Here is a 15,692-nt window from a genome sequence, read left to right on the forward strand (position 1 = left end):
TGGTTGGCACGAACCATCAGGTGTCAGTACGCTTGAAAGAGCGCCAACCAAGGTTGGCATCTACCGAAAGCGCCAACCAAGGTTGGCATCCACCAGGGGCGTGCTACCCCGCCTTGCGGCGCAGCGGGGTGACGTTGCTCTTCTTCTTCGTGGCCTTCGCTGCCGGGGCTTCGGCATGCGCGGCGAAGAAGTCACGCACCTTCGGGTACACCACTTCGCGCCAGCGGCGGCCGCTGAAGATGCCGTAATGGCCTGCACCATCCACGATGAAGTGTTCACGGCGTTCGGCCGGTATACCGCTGCACAGTGCCTGCGCCGCTTCGGTCTGGCCGAGGCCGGCGATATCGTCCAGCTCGCCTTCGATGCTCAGCAGCGCGGTATCGCGGATTGCCGACGGGTCGACCTTTTCGCCGTTGACCACCCACTCGCCACGCGGCAGCAGGAAGTCCTGGAACACCACGGAGATGGTGTCCAGGTAGTACTTGGCCGGCATGTCCAGCACCGCGTTGTACTCGTCGTAGAAGCGACGGTGCGCGTCGGCATCTTCCAGGTCGCCCTTCACCAGGTCGGTGTAGAAATCCCAGTGCGAGCTGAAGTGGCGGCTGGGATTCATCGACAGGAAGCCGGCGTGCTGCAGGAAACCGGGATACACGCGGCGGCCGGCACCGGGATAGCTGGCCGGCACGGTGTGGATGACATTGTTCTCGAACCACGACAGCGGGTTCTGCGTCGCCAGGTTGTTGACCGCGGTCGGGCTGCAGCGCGCATCGATCGGCCCACCCATCATCACCAGCGTGCGCGGCGTCGGTTCGCCGCGGCTGGCCATCAATGAAACCGCGGCCAGCACCGGTACGGTCGGCTGGCAGACACTCACCACGTGCAGGCGCTCCACGCCAAGGTGGCGGATGAACTCCTGGATGTAGGCGATGTAGTCGTCCAGCCCGAACTCGCCCTCGCTGCCGGGCACCATGCGCGCGTCCACCCAGTCGGTCACATAGACGCGATGGTCGCGCAGCAGCGTGCGCACGGTGTCGCGCAGCAGCGTGGCGTGATGACCCGACAACGGCGCCACCACCAGCACGAACGGCTGGTTGAGCATGGTGTGCAGCTGGTCGGCTTCATTGCTGTGGCGCTTGAAGCGCAGCAGCTTGCAGAACGGCTTGCTGAGTTCCTCGTGCACCACGATCGGCACGCGCTCGCCCTCGACCTCGATTTCGTTGATGCCCCATTCGGGCTTCTCGTAATCCTTGCCGATGCGATGGAACAGCTCATTGACCGCCGCCAGACGATCAGCGCCGGGCATCTGCGACCACCAGTGCCCCTGGTTGGCGAAGAACTTGGCGTTGGCCTGGGCCTGGTGCACCCAGGGGGCGAGCAGGTTGCGGGTCAGTTCGTGCAGTTGATAGAGCATGCCGACCGAATATGTATGGTCTTATGTTGCCGCGCAGCATAGCGCATCCGACTGTCCCGGACGTTAAGCAGACGCACTGATCGTATTCAGCGGGCCGCCTGTTCCAGCGCAGTCGCTTCAGTGGCCAGCGCTGGCCCCAGCCAGAGGTGGGAGCCGACTGCCTGGAGGCCTTGCCGGGTCAGCTCGCGCCGGTACCAACGGGCCGGGCGCGACTGGAAGCCGTCATGGTCGCCCTCGAATTCATCTTCGGCGGCAAAGGTCTCCAGGAAGGCCACCCCTGCGGTCAGTTCGGCCAGCCCGGCCAGGCCCGCGCGCAGTTCGCGGTTGGGCACGTAATGCATCACGTCCGAACAGATCAGCAGGTCGACCGGGGCGCAGGGGCGCAGCCAGGCGAAATCGCCGAAGCTGGCCAAGTGCAGGTTGCGGGTCCGGCCGTAGCGGCGCACAGCGTACTCGCTGCTGTCGAAACCGAGGTATTCGACCTTCGGACGCAGTTTCAGCAGCGGCGCGCGCCAGGCGCCTTCGCCACAGCCGACGTCCAGCACGCTGCGGATAGGTCGTTCGAGGTAGTACTCGGCCGTCGCCACGGCGAGGGCGACCTTGCGCGCCAGGCGCGCGCTGCCGCCGATGTCGGCGTGCCGGTACCAGCGCTGGAAGTAGGCGGCGTCGTAGGTCTTGTCCATGGCGGTCCGGTGCAGTCGTGAAATCGGCGCCTATCGTACGGCGTTGCAGCACGTCATGCGTCGATGTGTCGCGGCGGTTGCACGTGAGGTGGCCTCGTCAGCGCATGCGAGAATGGCGGACATCCACGCCAGCCGCCGGAGCGAGCGCATGCAGAGCTATTACTGGGTCAAGACCTTCCACATCGTGTTCGTGGTGGCATGGATGGCCACGGTGTTCTACCTGCCGCGCATCCTGGTGAACCTGTCCGAGACGGCGGGGCAGCCGGCGGTGGTCGAGCGCCTGCAGCTGATGGGCATGCGCTTGTACCGCTTCGGCCATTCGATGTTCGGCCTGGCGTTCGTGCTCGGCCTGGTGCTGTGGCTGGGCTACAAGGTGATTCCGGATTTCCCGACCATGGTCGCCCCGGGTGGCGCGGGATGGCTGCACGCCAAACTGGGCCTGGTGGTGGTGCTGCTGGCGTACTTCATCTGGATCGGGCGGCTGCTGAAAGGCGTGGCCAAGGGCAGGGCCCTGCCATCCTCGCGCGCGCTGCGCTGGATCAACGAGATCCCGCTGCTGGCCTTCATCCCGATCGTCTGGCTGGTGCTGGCCAAGCCGTTCTGAGGGGGCGTCATTTGCCTCTGGTAGATCCACGCCATGCGTGGATGCCGCGCGAGGCACAAACAAAAAGAGCCGGGCATCTGCCCGGCTCTTTCGTTTCTGTAATCCCCTGCATGTTGCCGGCCAGCGGCCGGCACTACCAAGCTTGTCTAGCGGCTGGCAGCACGGGGCTTACGCCGCCTCGTAAGTACCGTAGCTGCGCAGGCGCTTGTAGCGCTGGTCCAGCAGCTCTTCGGTGGACAGCGCATCCAGCGCGTCCAGCTCGTTCAGCAGCACGGCCTTCAGTCGCTTGGCCATCTGCGTCGGGTTGCGGTGGGCGCCGCCGGTCGGCTCGCGCACGACCTTGTCGACCAGGCCCAGGCCCTTCAGGCGCGGCGCGGTCAGACCCAGCTGCTCGGCAGCATCCTTGGCCTTGCCGGCATCCTTCCACAGGATCGAAGCACAGCCTTCCGGGGTGATCGTCGAGTACACCGCGTATTCCAGCATCACGGTACGGTCGCCCACGCCCAGCGCCAGTGCGCCGCCCGAGCCGCCTTCACCGATCACGGTGCAGATGATCGGCACCTTCAGTTCGGCCATCTCGATCAGGTTGCGCGCGATCGCCTCGGACTGGCCGCGCGACTCGGCATCGATGCCCGGCCAGGCGCCGGCGGTATCGATCAGGGTCAGCACCGGCAGGCCGAAACGCTCGGCCATCTTCATCAGGCGCAGCGCCTTGCGGTAGCCCTCGGGCTTGGGCATGCCGAAGTTGCGCTTGATCTTTTCCTTGGTGTCGCGGCCCTTCTGGTGGCCGATGACCATCACCGAGCGGCCATTGATGCGGGCCAGGCCGCCCATGATCGCCTTGTCGTCGGCGAAGGCACGGTCGCCGGCCAGTTCCTGGAACTCATCGCAGATGATGCGGATGTAGTCGGCGGTGTACGGGCGCGACGGATGGCGGGCCAGCTGCAGCACCTGCCACGAGGTCAGGTTGCGGAAGATCTGTGCGGTGCGCACGCGCAGCTTGTCCTGCAGCGCATGCACTTCGGCCTCGACATTGACCGCCGGCCCGGCACTGGCGTTGCGCAGTTCCTGGATCTTGGCTTCCAGGTCGGCGATGGGTTGCTCGAAGTCGAGGTAGTTCGGATTCATCGGAAGCCGTCGTGTAAAGAAGAGGGGAATTCTAGCCGAATGCGCAGGAACGGCCCGTACGCCTTCGTCTGGAAGCCGACGGTAGCGCAGTGGGGGCCGGCGGCGCCAGTCGGTCCGCCGGCCGCCGGTTCAGGGCAGGACCAGCGCGCTGCGGGCCATTTCGGTACTGCGGATCGTCACGAAGTCGTTGTAGGCCTGGTTGGCTGCCACCGGCAGCTTCGCGCCCAGCGTCATGGTGGCTTGGGTGAAGGCCATCTGCGCCTGGAAGTCTTCCTTGCGCAGGGCCTTCTGCTCGCTGGCCGTGGTGGCCTTCAGCCAGCGGGCATAGATGTCGCGCACCGGACCGGCATGGGCCTCGAAGGCCGGGTCCAGCGCGGGCAGTGCCGGCGCGGGTTCCAGCGTGTAGGCCGGGGCCACGTAGCCGGCGGGCTGCTCGCGCTTGTAGGCACCGGGTTCGCCCATGCTGGCCTCGATGTAGGTGATGAATTCCGGCGCGGTGAAGATCTTGGTGCTGATCCGGCCGCCGGTCGAGTCCACGTGCGCAACCACCTGCTCCTCGGGGAACGGCTCGCGCACGCCGAAGTTCCAGGTCTTGTCGATGAACAGGCCGTGGTGCTTTTCGAACGGTCCCTTGAACTCGACGCCGCCCAGCTCGATACCCAGGCCGCTGACACCGAAGTTCTTCAGCTTGTCCTCGCCGGTCACATAGATCTCGCGCGCCGTCACGTACTCGCTGAGGCTGGGATTGATCAGGCCGCCGCGGCCGTCGGCGTAGACGATGAAGCGCACATCGCCCAGGCGGTCGGTATGCAGGTGATGCTCACCGGCAGCCAGGCTGATCGGTCGCGAGGCGTGCGCGGCCACCGGCAGGTCCTTGCCATCGATGCTGATCGCCAGCGGCGCATCGGTCGGGTTGTCGATCTCGAAATCGACCTTGGAGGAACAGCCGGCCAGCGCGAGCGCGGCCATCATCGGCAACAGCAGGTTCTTCATTACGGGCAATCGTCCTTGACGTATGCAGTGGGAAAACAGCAACGGATCCGGGGCCAGCCTCAGCTGGCCCATGGCGGGCTGTAGCGCACCTTCAGCGTGCGCACGGCCGGTTCGGCGCGCAGCGCCTCCATCAGCTTGGAATCGACGCGCACCGCGCTCTGCCCGGAAACATCGAGCATGCCGGCGATGCCGCCATCGGGGCCCTTCAGCAGCAGGTCCAGGCGCAGGGGCGTGCGGCCGGGGCGATGGCGGTCGAGCAGGGCGTCGATGCGCTCCCACACCGGCCGCTGATGGCGCAGGTCCAGCCGCAGCGACAGGCGCGTGGCGTAGTTCGCACAGACCTCGTCGAAGTCCCAGCACTGGCGGATGCGCAGTGCGAAGCCGCCATTGAATTCGTCTTCGCGCAGGCCGCCCTTGACCACCAGGATACGGTCCTTGGTCATCAGGTGGCCGAACTCGGCCATGGCATCGGAGAACGCGCTGCATTCGACGCGGCCACGGCCATCTTCCAGCTGGATGAAGATCTGGCTCTCGCCCTTGCGGCGCACGCCGACCACCTGGCCGGCCAGCACGGTCTGTACTTCCGGACGCCAGCGCTTCTCGCCGCCACCACTGTTGCTGTTGGCGCTCCAGATCTTTTCCACCGAGCCGAGGTCGGTACCGACCAGATCGCGCACGTCATCGCGCCATGGGTCGAACGGGTGGCCGCTGAGGTAGAAGCCCAGCGTGTCGCGCTCGCCGTTGAGGCGCTGCAGCAACGGCCATTCGTCGGTTTCCTGCAGCTCCAGGTGGATGGCCTGCACGCCCGGCTCGGGGCCGCCGAACAGCGAGTTCTGGCCGGACGCACGCTCGCGCGCCATCTGTTCGGTGGCCTTGATCACTTCCGGCAGCTGCAGCATCAGCGAGGCACGGTTGTGGCCCAACTCATCCAGCGCACCGCAGTTGATCATTGCTTCCAGCGTGCGCCGGTTGAGCTTGGCCGAACCGATGCGGGTGCAGAAGTCGAGCAGATCGGTGTAGTCGCCGTTGCGCAGGCGTTCGTCCACCACCGCTTCGCAGGCACCCTGGCCGACGCCCTTGATCGCCCCCAGGCCGTACTGGATCGTGTCTGGCGTAGACGCTTCAAACATGAAGGCGGACTGGTTCACCTTCGGCGGCAGCACGGTCAGGCCGAGGTTGCGTACCTCGTCCAGGAAGCCGACCACCTTTTCGGTGTTGTCCATGTCCGAAGACAGCGTCGCGGCCATGAACTCGGCCGGATAATGGCGCTTGAGCCAGGCCGTCTGGTAACTCACCAGCGCGTAGGCGGCGGCGTGCGACTTGTTGAAGCCGTAGCCGGCGAACTTCTCCATCAGGTCGAAGATCGCATCGGCCTTGGCTTCGCCGACGCCGTCCTTGGCCGCACCTTCGCGGAAGATCTCGCGGTGCTTGGCCATTTCCGCCGGCACCTTCTTGCCCATCGCACGGCGCAGCAGGTCGGCGCCGCCCAGCGAGTAGCCGCCGACGATCTGCGCCATCTGCATCACCTGCTCCTGGTACACCATGATGCCGTAGGTGTCGCGCAGGATGCGCTCGGTGCGCGGATCGGGATACTCCACGTCTTCGCGCCCGTGCTTGCGGTCGACGAAGGAGGGAATCAGGTCCATCGGGCCGGGTCGGTACAGCGACACCAGCGCGATCAGGTCTTCGAAACGGTCGGGCTTGGCGTCCTTCAGCAGGCGGCGCATGCCCGAGGATTCGAACTGGAACACCGCGCCGGTATTGCCCGAGGCGAAGATGTCCTTGTAGGTGGGCGCATCGTCCAGCGGCAGCTGGGTGATGTCCACCGGCGGAATGCCGGCGCGCTCGTGGCGCTTGTTGATCGCCTTCACCGCCCAGTCGATGATCGTCAGCGTGCGCAGGCCGAGGAAGTCGAACTTCACCAGGCCGACTTCTTCAACGTCGTTCTTGTCGAACTGGGTGACCGGATTCTTGCCGCGGCCATCTTCATCGTGTTCGGCAAACAGCGGGCAGAACTCGCTCAACGGCTCGGGCGCGATCACCACGCCACCGGCGTGCTTGCCGGCGTTGCGGGTCAGGTCCTCCAGCTGCCGTGCCAGGTCGATCAGGTCGCGGACGTCGTCCTCGCTCTGGTAGCGCTGGATCAGCTCGGGCGAAGCCATCTCGCTGTCCTTGCCCTCACCCATCGCATCCTTCAGCGAGATGCCGAGGATGTTCGGGATCAGCTTGGCGACACCGTCGACCAGGCCGTAGGGGAAGCCGAGCACGCGGCCGGAGTCGCGCACCACCGCCTTGGCCGCCATGGTGCCATAGGTGATGATCTGGCTGACCCGCTCGCGGCCATACTTGCGCGCAACGTAGTCGATGACTTCGTCGCGGCGGTCCATGCAGAAGTCGATGTCGAAGTCGGGCATCGACACGCGTTCGGGGTTGAGGAAGCGCTCGAACAGCAGGTTGTACGGCAGCGGGTCCAGATCGGTGATCTGCAGTGCCCACGCCACCAGCGAACCCGCACCCGAACCACGGCCCGGGCCGATCGGAATGCCCTGCGCCTTACCCCACTGGATGAAGTCGGCCACGATCAGGAAGTAGCCGGGGAAGCCCATCTTGATGATGGTGTCCAGCTCGAACTCGAGGCGGTCGCTGTAATCCTGCGCGGTCATGCCGGGCGCGATGGGATTCTTTTCCAGGCGTGCGGCCAGGCCCTTGCGCGACTCGCTGCGGATCCAGCTGTCCAGCGTCTCCTCGTCGGGCACCGGATAGTCGGGCAGGAAGTAGGTGCCCAGGCGCATCTCGATGTTGCAGCGCTCGGCCAGCGCCAGGGTGTTGTCGATCGCATCGGGGATGTCGGCGAACAGCGCGCACATCTCTTCGGCCGACTTCAGGTACTGCTGGTCGCTGTACTCGCGCGGGCGCTTGGGGTCATCCAGTACGCGGCCGGTGGAGATGCACACGCGGGCTTCGTGCGCGCTGAAATCGGACGGCGACAGGAAGCGTACGTCGTTGCTGGCGATCACCGGCAGGCCACGCTGGCCGGCGGCGATCAGCGCGAACTGGTTGAAGCTCTCTTCGCCATCGCGGCCGGTGCGGGTCAGCTCCAGGTGCAGGCCGTCGCCGAACACGCGCTGCCAGTCGGCCAGCTGCTGCTCGGCCAGATCGTGCTTGCCATCCAGGGCCAGGCGCCCGGCCAGACTCTCACGGCCGGCCAGGGCGAACAGGTTGGCGTTGCCGGCCTTCAGCCAGTCCGGATGCACCGCCACGCCGCCCTCGGGGCGATGGCCTTCCATCCATGCCCGGGTCAGCAGACGCGACAGGCTCAGGTAGCCCTCGCGGTCGCGGCACAGCAGGGTCATCCGCCACGGGTCCTGGCCTTCTTCGGCGATCATCACGTCGGCGCCGGCGATGGGCTTGATGCCCACGCCTTCGGCGGCCTTGTAGAACTTGACCAGGGCGAACAGGTTGTTGAGGTCGGTCACCGCCAGCGCAGGCAGGCCGAGTTCGACCGAGCGCGATAGCAGGTTGGCCTGCTTGGCCTTCTTCGGGTCAGCCTGGTCCGGCTTGGCCGGCACGCGGATGGTGGAGTCCGCCAGCGAGAACTCGGTGTGGACGTGGAGATGTACGAAGCGGGAGTTGGACATGCCGGACCAGGTTGGAGCGCGCAGGCCCCGGGTGCAGACGCGGGAATCGTCGCCGGGGTCGGGAAGCGCTGGAGTGCCCGGTCAGGGTAGCGAGGGCAGGGGGTTGCGACAAGGACTTGACGGTGCGCGATATCGCCAATGCCGCCGGGCATGGCACGGCGCTACCGGGGACGTTCATGTTGCCGTGGTAGCGCCGGGCCATGCCCGGCGAACGTTCAGGCGATCGCGATGGCGGCCGCCCCAGCCGGCGGCGCCTCCAGGCACTCGCGCACCGGGGCGAAGCTGCGCCGGTGCTCCGCGCACGGGCCGTGTTCACGCAGGGCGGCCAGATGCGCCGGGGTGCCGTAGCCCTTGTGCTGGTCGAAGCCGTACTGCGGGTGGCGTGCGTGCAGGTCCAGCATGTAGCGGTCGCGCGAGACCTTGGCCAGGATCGAGGCCGCCATGATCGCGCGGTCGATGCCATCGCCGCCGACCAGCGCCTGCGCCGGCAGCACCAGCCCCTTGGGCACCACGTTGCCGTCGATGCGGGCGAAGCCGGCCACGTGGGCCACCGCCGCGACGACATCGCGCATGCCCTGCAGGGTGGCCTGATAGATGTTCAGGCGGTCGATGGCTTCCACGTCCACCAGCACCACGTGCCAGGCCAGGGCGCGGTCGAGGATGCGGTCATGCAGCTGCTCGCGGCGGGCCGCGGTCAGCTGCTTGGAATCATCCAGGCCGTTCAGTCGTGGCCGCTGTGGATCGAACACCACCGCTGCCACCGCGACGGGGCCGGCCAGCGGTCCGCGTCCGGCTTCGTCGACACCGGCGATGCGGTGGCCGGGGTCGATCACCGCGGCACCATCGAACAGGGCCAGGCTGGCGGCTGCGGCGTGGCGGCGGCTCATGCCTTTTCCTGGCCGCGCACCAGCAGCTCGCCAACGGCATCGGCTGCGCGCGCCGATGCATTGCGGCGCAGGCGTTCATGCAGGCGCGCGTAGGTGCCCTGCAGGTCGGCGATCCGCTGCGGATGGTCGAACCACTGCTGGATGGCGGCGGCCAGTTTTTCCGGCGTGCAGTCGTGCTGCATCAGCTCTGGCGCCAGGTCCTGGCCGGCCAGGATGTTGGGCAGGGCGAAGCGGTCGACCTTGATCAACCCCAGCGCCTTCACCAGGCGGTACGTCAGTTCGTTGACCCGGTAGCCGACCACCATCGGGCGCTTCACCAGCATCGCCTCCAGGGTGGCGGTACCGGAGGCCAGCACCACCACGTCGGCGGCGATCATCGCGTTGCGTGCCTGGCCGTCCAATACATGCGAATAGGCCACCGGCAGCGCCGAGCGTGACAGCTGCTCTTCGATCAGGCGCCGGCAGGCCGCGTTGGCCGCCGGCACCACCACGTGCAGGCCGGGAATGCGCTCGGACACCTGCCAGGCGGCCTCGAAGAAGGCTTCGCCGAGCTTGGATATCTCGCCCAGGCGGCTGCCGGGAAGCACGGCCAGCACCTTGGCCGAGGCGGGCAGGCCGAGCTCGATCCGGGCCGCTTCCCGGTCGACGTGCAGCGGGATGTCATCGGCCATCGGATGGCCGACGAAGCGCGCGTCGATGCCGTGTTTGGCGTAGATCGGCGGTTCCATCGGGAACAGGCACAGCACCAGGTCGGCGCTGCTGCCGATCTTCTCGGCACGCTTCTCGCGCCATGCCCACACCGAAGGGCTGACGTAGTGCACGGTGCGCACGCCACGCTGTTTCAGCCAGCGTTCGATGCCCAGATTGAAGTCCGGAGCGTCGATGCCGATGAACACATCCGGTTGCCACTCCAGCGCACGCTGGCGGAAGGCCGAACGCAGCTTGAGCAGCCGCGGCAGATGGCGCAGGACTTCGGTCAGGCCCATCACCGCCAGTTCGCTGGCATCGTGCCAGGTCTGGCAGCCGGCGCTGCGCATGGCATCGCCGCCGATGCCGGCGAATTCGGCATGCGGGAAGCGGGCCTTCAGTTCGCGCACCAGGCCTGCGCCGAGCAGGTCGCCGGAGGCTTCGCCGGCGACCAGGGCGATCCGCAACGGGCGCTCGCTGAGCACCCGGTGTGCAGGCACGCTGCCGGCCATCGAGGCCAGCGAAATCACCTCGGCGCCGGCCGGCGCCTGGCCGGTCGCGCTGCTCATCGCAGCAGGTGCCTCTCGGTGTGCTCGATGAAGTCCAGCATCGACTTGACGTCGTCACTGTCGCGCGCCTGCTCGGCCAGCTGTGCCTTGGCTTCAGCCAGCGGCAGGCCCGCCACGTACAGCGTGCGGTAGGCACGCTTGATGGCGGTGATGCGTTCGGGATCGAAGCCGCGACGCTTCAGGCCCTCGCTGTTGATGCCGCGCGGGCGGCCCAGCGAGTCGGTGCCGACCATGGTGAACGGCGGGACGTCGCCATTGGTCAGCGCGCCCATGCCGAGGAAGGCATGTGCACCGATGCGGCAGAACTGGTGCGCACCGGCGAAGCCGCTGATGATCACGTAGTCACCCACGGTCACGTGCCCGGCCAGGGTGGTGTTGTTGGAGAACACGCAGAAGTTGCCGACGTGGCAATCGTGGGCCACGTGCGTGTAGGCCAGCATCCAGTTGTCATCGCCGATGGTGGTGATGCCACCGCCGCCGCCAGTGCCACGGTTGAGGGTGACGAACTCGCGGAACACGTTGCGGTCGCCGATCACCAGTTCGGTGCGTTCACCGCCGTACTTCTTGTCCTGCGGTTCGCCGCCGACCGCGACATGGCCGATGAAACGGTTGTCGCGGCCGATCCGGGTCGGGCCATGGATGCTGCAGTGCGGACCGACCTCGGTGCCGGCACCGATCTCGACGTCCGGCCCGATGATCGTGAACGCGCCCACGCGGACATCGTCGGCCAGGCGCGCCGACGGATCGATCACGGCAGTGGGGTGGATCAGGGGGGCGTTGTCGCTCATCTCGGACCTCCAGCCAGGGTCATTCGCGGGTGCCGGCGCACAGCACCTCGGCGCAGGCGACGACTTCGCCGTCGACCTTGGCCACGCAGTCGTACACGGCCATGTTGCGGATCACGCGCTTGATCTCCACGTGCATCTCCAGCACGTCACCGGGCACCACCTGCTTGGTGAAGCGGGCCTTGTCGACCTTGACCATGTAGAACAGCTTGGACTGCGCATCGCGGCCCAGCGTCAACTGGGTCAGCACGCCACCGGCCTGGGCCATGGCTTCGATGATCAGTACGCCGGGCATGATCGGCTGGCCCGGGAAGTGGCCCTGGAAGAACGGCTCGTTGATGCTGACGTTCTTGGTCGCGACGATCGTGCGCTTCTCGTAGTCGATCGACACCACCTTGTCCACCAGCAGGAACGGGTAGCGGTGCGGAAGCAGCGTCTGGATCTGCGCCATGTCCGGCAGGGTCTGGGTGTGGCTCATTCTTTCTCCTTGCTCACAGACAGGATGCGACGGGCCAGGGCATCGAGCTGCTTGAAGCGCGCGGCATTCTTGCGCCACGTGCGGTTGTCGGTCAGGGGCGTGCCGGAGGAATACTCGCCCGGCTCGGTGATGGAGTTGCGGACCACCGATTTGCCGGTGATCACGACCTTGTCGCAGATTTCAAGATGACCGACGACGCCAACGGCGCCGCCGAGCAGGCAGTAACGGCCGATCTTGGCGCTGCCGGCAATGCCGGTGCAGCCGGCGATGGCCGAGTGGGCGCCGATCTGCACGTTGTGTGCGATCTGCACCAGGTTGTCCAGGCGGACGTCCTCGGCCAGCACGGTGTCTTCCAGCGCGCCCCGGTCGACACAGGTGTTGGCGCCGATCTCGCAGTCGTCGCCGATGCGCACGCCGCCAAGCTGCGGCACCTTGATCCATTTGCCAGCGTCCATGGCCAGGCCGAAGCCATCGGCGCCCAGCACGGCGCCGGGATGGATGCGCACGCGCTTGCCCAGCTTGACGCGGGTGACCAGGGTGACGCGGGCGATCAGTTCACAGCCGCTGTCGAGGGTGCAGTCTTCGCCGATGATGCTGCCGGCGCCGATGATGCAGTTCTCGCCGATGACGCTGCGTGCGCCGATGGTGACGAACGGACCGACGTGGACGCTGGCGGCGACCTGCGCCTGCGGGTCGATCACTGCGCTGGGATGGATGCCCGGTGGGCGGGTCGGGGCGATGTCGAACAGCGCGCCGATCTTGGCAAAGGTGGTGTAAGGGTCCTTGGCAACCAGCGCGGTGCCGGGAGCTGCGTCGGCATCCTCGGCGCGCAGCACTACGATGCCGGCCTGGCTGTCGGCCAGCTGGGCGCGGTAGCGCGGATTGGCAAGGAAGGTCAGCTGGCCGGCACCGGCATGGGCGAGGGTGGCCACGCCATGGATGGCGGTGCCTGGGTCGCCATGGACCTGCAGGCCGAACTGATCGGCGAGTTGCTGGGCGGTGTAGGTAGGAGTATTCACGGCGGGAGTTTAACGTGTGACGCCATTGCGGTCATGCGGGAGCAAAAGCCGGCGCCTGGCTGATCCGTGGGGCGATGGCGCAGGGGGCTGCCCAGGACACGCCGTAAACCCATCCCTGGGGGCTCGATGGCGCCATCCATGGCGCCAACGGTCCTGGTCAACCCCCTGCGCCATCGCCGGATAGTCTTCCGCGCGCGAGCGGATCCAACGTCCACAGTCGCCTGCAGAACCGGGCCATACTCGGCTCACCGCGCGTCAGCGTGCGCTTCAATAACGAAAACGCCGGGCAATGCCCGGCGATTCGAGACCCGTCTGGTGGAAAGCCCCCCTTCTGTTAAGGGGGGCGCGCCAACGGCGCGGGGGATAGGGAGCAGGATAGGCCCCGCGGTTTGCATCGCAAACCGTGGGAACGTTTGGGGGCCAGTTAGAACTGGCCACCAAACGTAAATTGCAGACGTTCGATCTCGTCGCCGTCCTTCTTCTTCAGCGGGAACGCATAGCTGATCGAGATCGGGCCGACCGGGGCGCGCCACAGCAGGGCTACACCGGTGGAGACGCGCAGCTCGTTGGCCTTGAAGTTGTCGGTGCCGTTGTAGACGTTGCCGAAGTCGACGAAGGCCGACACACGGGCCGACGGGCTGTCGAACAGGCGCGGGAAGTAGGCTTCGACCGAGCCGACGGTCTTCAGCGAACCACCCAGCGGCTGGCCGTTCGGGTAGCCGTTGGTGACTTCGCGCGGGCCGAGGGTGTTGTCCTCGAAGCCACGAACCGAGTTGGTACCACCGGCGTAGAAGTTCTCGTAGAACGGCAGGCCCGACGCGGTCACCGAGCGCAGGTTGCCATCCTTGTCCGGCACCATCGCGGTCTTGTCATTGCCATAGCTGTCGCCGTAGCCAACTTCCGCGCGGGTGTTGATGACCAGCGAGGGGATGATCGGCCAGTATTTGCTGATCTGGTAGTTGAGCTTGTAGTACTCGACGGTCGAGCCGGGCAGCGTGGTTTCCAGGCCCACGCGCTGGTAGGTACCGCGGGTCGGCATGAAGTAGTCGTTGCGCGAGTCGCGGGCCCAGCCCAGCTCGGTGCGCCAGGAGTGGAACGTGCGGCGCCCGATCACATTGATGTAGTCGATGATGGACTGCGGGGTCGAGCCCGCGTACGTGGTGATCTGGTTGCTGTCGATGCCGAACATCAGCGAGACGGTGTCGGTCTCGGTGATCGGCACGCCGAATACCACCTGTGCCGAACCGTTGGTGCTGTTGTACTGCGCGGTGTTGAAGTCGGAGTAGTCCAGTTCGCGCCAGGACAGGTTGTAACCCAGCGAGACGCCGTCATCGGTGAAGTACGGGTTGGTGTAGCTGAAGCCGTAGCGCTGCAGGTAGCTGCTGCGCGAAGCTTCGACCGACACGCGGTTGCCGCCGCCCAGGAAGTTGTTCTGCGACAGCTGCACCGAGGTGGTCATGCCGTAGGACTGCGAATAGCCCAGGCCGAACACGAAGCTGCCCGAGGTGGTTTCCTTGACGTTGTAGACGACGTCGACCTGGTCGTTGCTGCCGCTGACGGGCGGGGTTTCCACTTCCACCGCCTCGAAGTAACCCAGGCGCTGCAGGCGGATCTTGGAACGGTCGATCGCGGCCTGCGAGTACCAGCTGTTCTCGAACTGGCGCATTTCGCGGCGCATCACCTCGTCGGAGGTGCGGGTGTTGCCCTTGAAGATGATGCGGCGGACGGTCACGCGCGGGCCGGGCACGACCTGCATGTTGACCGCCACGGTCTGCTCGGCGCGGTTGGTGGTCGGAATCGGGTTCACCTTGGCGAAGGCATAACCGATGTTGGACAGCGAGTTGGTGATCGAGTCGGAGCTGAATTCCAGCAGGGCACGCGAGAACGTGTCGCCGGACTTCTGCACGACCATGCGCTCGACGTCTTCCTGCGGCAGGATCGTATCGCCGCTGACCTTGATCTCGGAGATCTTGTACTGGTCGCCTTCGGTCACGCCGGCGGTGATGAACATGTCGCGCTTGTCGGGGCTGATCGACACCTGCGTCGAGTCGATGCTGAAGTCGACATAGCCGCGGTCCAGGTACCAGGAGTTGAGCTTCTCCAGGTCGCCGGACAGCTTTTCCTTGGAGTACTGGTCGTCACGGCGGTACCACGACGCCCAGTTGTGCTCCTTGGACTCCCAGTACTCCAGGATGTCCTTGCTGTCGTACTTCTCGGTGCCGACGATGTTGACGTGGCGGATCTTGGCCGCCTTGCCTTCCTTGATCGCGATGGCGATGTCGACGCGATTACGGTCCAGCGGGCTCACGGTCGGGGTGATGTCGACGGTGTATTTGCCACGATCGTTGTACTGGCGGCGAAGTTCCTGGGTCACGCGATCCAGGCTCAGGCGATCGAAGGTGCCGCCTTCGGTCAGGCCGATGTCGGACAGACCCTTGAGCAGCTGGTCGGACTTGATGTCCTTGTTGCCGGTGACGGTCAGCTTGTTGATCGCCGGACGTTCCTTGACGGTCACCACCAGGATGCTGCCCTGGCGATCCAGCTGCACGTCTTCGAAGAAGCCGGTCTTGTACAGGGCGCGGATGGTCTCGCCGACCTTGCTGTCGGTGACCGTCTCGCCACGCTCGACCGGCAGGTAGGTGAACACCGTACCGGAGCTGATGCGCTGCAGGCCGTCGACGCGGATGTCGCTGACAGTGAAGGGCTCGGCTGCCTGGGCCAGGGCGGGAGCGCCGGTGACGGCGGCGAGGGCGAGGGCCAGCAGGCGGCGATTGGGGAGTCGCGTCATGTCACGTCCGGTAGGAAGGTCG

At 66.2% G+C, this 15,692-nt stretch carries 12 protein-coding genes; 1 reads left to right on the forward strand and 11 read right to left on the reverse strand.

The annotated features are described in order from the left end of the window. Window positions 1–103: 103 nt before the first annotated feature. On the reverse strand, window positions 104–1,411 hold the full coding sequence (locus tag ABIA73_RS04365) for a polyhydroxyalkanoate depolymerase (RefSeq protein ID WP_025877691.1): 1,308 nt from the start codon (window positions 1,409–1,411) through the stop codon (window positions 104–106). An 86-nt stretch (window positions 1,412–1,497) separates the two neighbouring features. Continuing rightward, window positions 1,498–2,094 carry a class I SAM-dependent DNA methyltransferase gene (locus ABIA73_RS04370; protein WP_346602238.1) on the reverse strand — a complete coding sequence of 199 codons (597 nt, stop codon included), beginning with the start codon at window positions 2,092–2,094 and terminating at the stop codon, window positions 1,498–1,500. A 148-nt stretch (window positions 2,095–2,242) separates the two neighbouring features. Here ABIA73_RS04370 and ABIA73_RS04375 point away from each other — a divergent pair, with 148 nt between their 5' ends. Then, window positions 2,243–2,698, forward strand: coding sequence for a CopD family protein (locus ABIA73_RS04375; RefSeq protein WP_025877688.1), 456 nt, complete (start codon window positions 2,243–2,245; stop codon window positions 2,696–2,698). A gap of 168 nt (window positions 2,699–2,866) precedes the next feature. Here the strand turns inward: ABIA73_RS04375 and ABIA73_RS04380 are convergent, their stop codons facing one another. The 9 genes from ABIA73_RS04380 to bamA form a co-directional block, all read right to left on the reverse strand. Further along, entirely contained in the window at window positions 2,867–3,826 is a 960-nt protein-coding gene (locus ABIA73_RS04380) for an acetyl-CoA carboxylase carboxyltransferase subunit alpha (protein WP_025877686.1), read from the reverse strand. Window positions 3,827–3,955: 129 nt separating this feature from the next. After that, window positions 3,956–4,819 (reverse strand): hypothetical protein, encoded by an 864-nt coding sequence (locus tag ABIA73_RS04385; RefSeq protein ID WP_080149343.1) that lies wholly within the window; start codon window positions 4,817–4,819, stop codon window positions 3,956–3,958. A gap of 59 nt (window positions 4,820–4,878) precedes the next feature. Continuing rightward, complete coding sequence (dnaE, locus tag ABIA73_RS04390; RefSeq protein ID WP_354275476.1) at window positions 4,879–8,457, reverse strand: DNA polymerase III subunit alpha; 3,579 nt, start codon at window positions 8,455–8,457, stop codon at window positions 4,879–4,881. 215 nt (window positions 8,458–8,672) lie between these two features. After that, on the reverse strand, window positions 8,673–9,344 hold the full coding sequence (gene rnhB / locus ABIA73_RS04395) for a ribonuclease HII (protein WP_032975781.1): 672 nt from the start codon (window positions 9,342–9,344) through the stop codon (window positions 8,673–8,675). Next, the gene (lpxB, locus tag ABIA73_RS04400; RefSeq protein WP_223482669.1) at window positions 9,341–10,543 is read right to left on the reverse strand and encodes a lipid-A-disaccharide synthase; all 1,203 of its coding nucleotides are present in this window, start codon (window positions 10,541–10,543) and stop codon (window positions 9,341–9,343) included. The genes rnhB and lpxB overlap by 4 nt, the downstream gene beginning before the upstream one ends. A 53-nt stretch (window positions 10,544–10,596) precedes the next feature. Further along, window positions 10,597–11,388 carry an acyl-ACP--UDP-N-acetylglucosamine O-acyltransferase gene (gene lpxA / locus ABIA73_RS04405; protein WP_025877677.1) on the reverse strand — a complete coding sequence of 264 codons (792 nt, stop codon included), beginning with the start codon at window positions 11,386–11,388 and terminating at the stop codon, window positions 10,597–10,599. Window positions 11,389–11,407: 19 nt separating this feature from the next. After that, the gene (gene fabZ / locus ABIA73_RS04410; RefSeq protein WP_025877675.1) at window positions 11,408–11,863 is read right to left on the reverse strand and encodes a 3-hydroxyacyl-ACP dehydratase FabZ; all 456 of its coding nucleotides are present in this window, start codon (window positions 11,861–11,863) and stop codon (window positions 11,408–11,410) included. Continuing rightward, window positions 11,860–12,882 (reverse strand): UDP-3-O-(3-hydroxymyristoyl)glucosamine N-acyltransferase, encoded by a 1,023-nt coding sequence (gene lpxD, locus ABIA73_RS04415; protein ID WP_354275477.1) that lies wholly within the window; start codon window positions 12,880–12,882, stop codon window positions 11,860–11,862. The genes fabZ and lpxD overlap by 4 nt, the downstream gene beginning before the upstream one ends. A 424-nt stretch (window positions 12,883–13,306) precedes the next feature. Beyond that, the gene (gene bamA, locus ABIA73_RS04420) at window positions 13,307–15,670 is read right to left on the reverse strand and encodes an outer membrane protein assembly factor BamA (RefSeq protein ID WP_025877671.1); all 2,364 of its coding nucleotides are present in this window, start codon (window positions 15,668–15,670) and stop codon (window positions 13,307–13,309) included. Window positions 15,671–15,692: the final 22 nt, after the last annotated feature.

Source organism: Stenotrophomonas sp. 2694, assembly GCF_040548715.1.
Classification (GTDB): Bacteria; Pseudomonadota; Gammaproteobacteria; order Xanthomonadales; family Xanthomonadaceae; genus Stenotrophomonas; species Stenotrophomonas indicatrix.

Coding starts and splice junctions, on each gene's coding strand:
- ABIA73_RS04365 (WP_025877691.1), bottom strand. CDS start 1,411: ATGCTCTATCAACTGCACGAACTGACCCGCAACCTGCTCGCCCCCTGG.
- ABIA73_RS04370 (WP_346602238.1), bottom strand. CDS start 2,094: ATGGACAAGACCTACGACGCCGCCTACTTCCAGCGCTGGTACCGGCAC.
- ABIA73_RS04375 (WP_025877688.1), top strand. CDS start 2,243: ATGCAGAGCTATTACTGGGTCAAGACCTTCCACATCGTGTTCGTGGTG.
- ABIA73_RS04380 (WP_025877686.1), bottom strand. CDS start 3,826: ATGAATCCGAACTACCTCGACTTCGAGCAACCCATCGCCGACCTGGAA.
- ABIA73_RS04385 (WP_080149343.1), bottom strand. CDS start 4,819: ATGAAGAACCTGCTGTTGCCGATGATGGCCGCGCTCGCGCTGGCCGGC.
- dnaE (WP_354275476.1), bottom strand. CDS start 8,457: ATGTCCAACTCCCGCTTCGTACATCTCCACGTCCACACCGAGTTCTCG.
- rnhB (WP_032975781.1), bottom strand. CDS start 9,344: ATGAGCCGCCGCCACGCCGCAGCCGCCAGCCTGGCCCTGTTCGATGGT.
- lpxB (WP_223482669.1), bottom strand. CDS start 10,543: ATGGCCGGCAGCGTGCCTGCACACCGGGTGCTCAGCGAGCGCCCGTTG.
- lpxA (WP_025877677.1), bottom strand. CDS start 11,388: ATGAGCGACAACGCCCCCCTGATCCACCCCACTGCCGTGATCGATCCG.
- fabZ (WP_025877675.1), bottom strand. CDS start 11,863: ATGAGCCACACCCAGACCCTGCCGGACATGGCGCAGATCCAGACGCTG.
- bamA (WP_025877671.1), bottom strand. CDS start 15,670: ATGACGCGACTCCCCAATCGCCGCCTGCTGGCCCTCGCCCTCGCCGCC.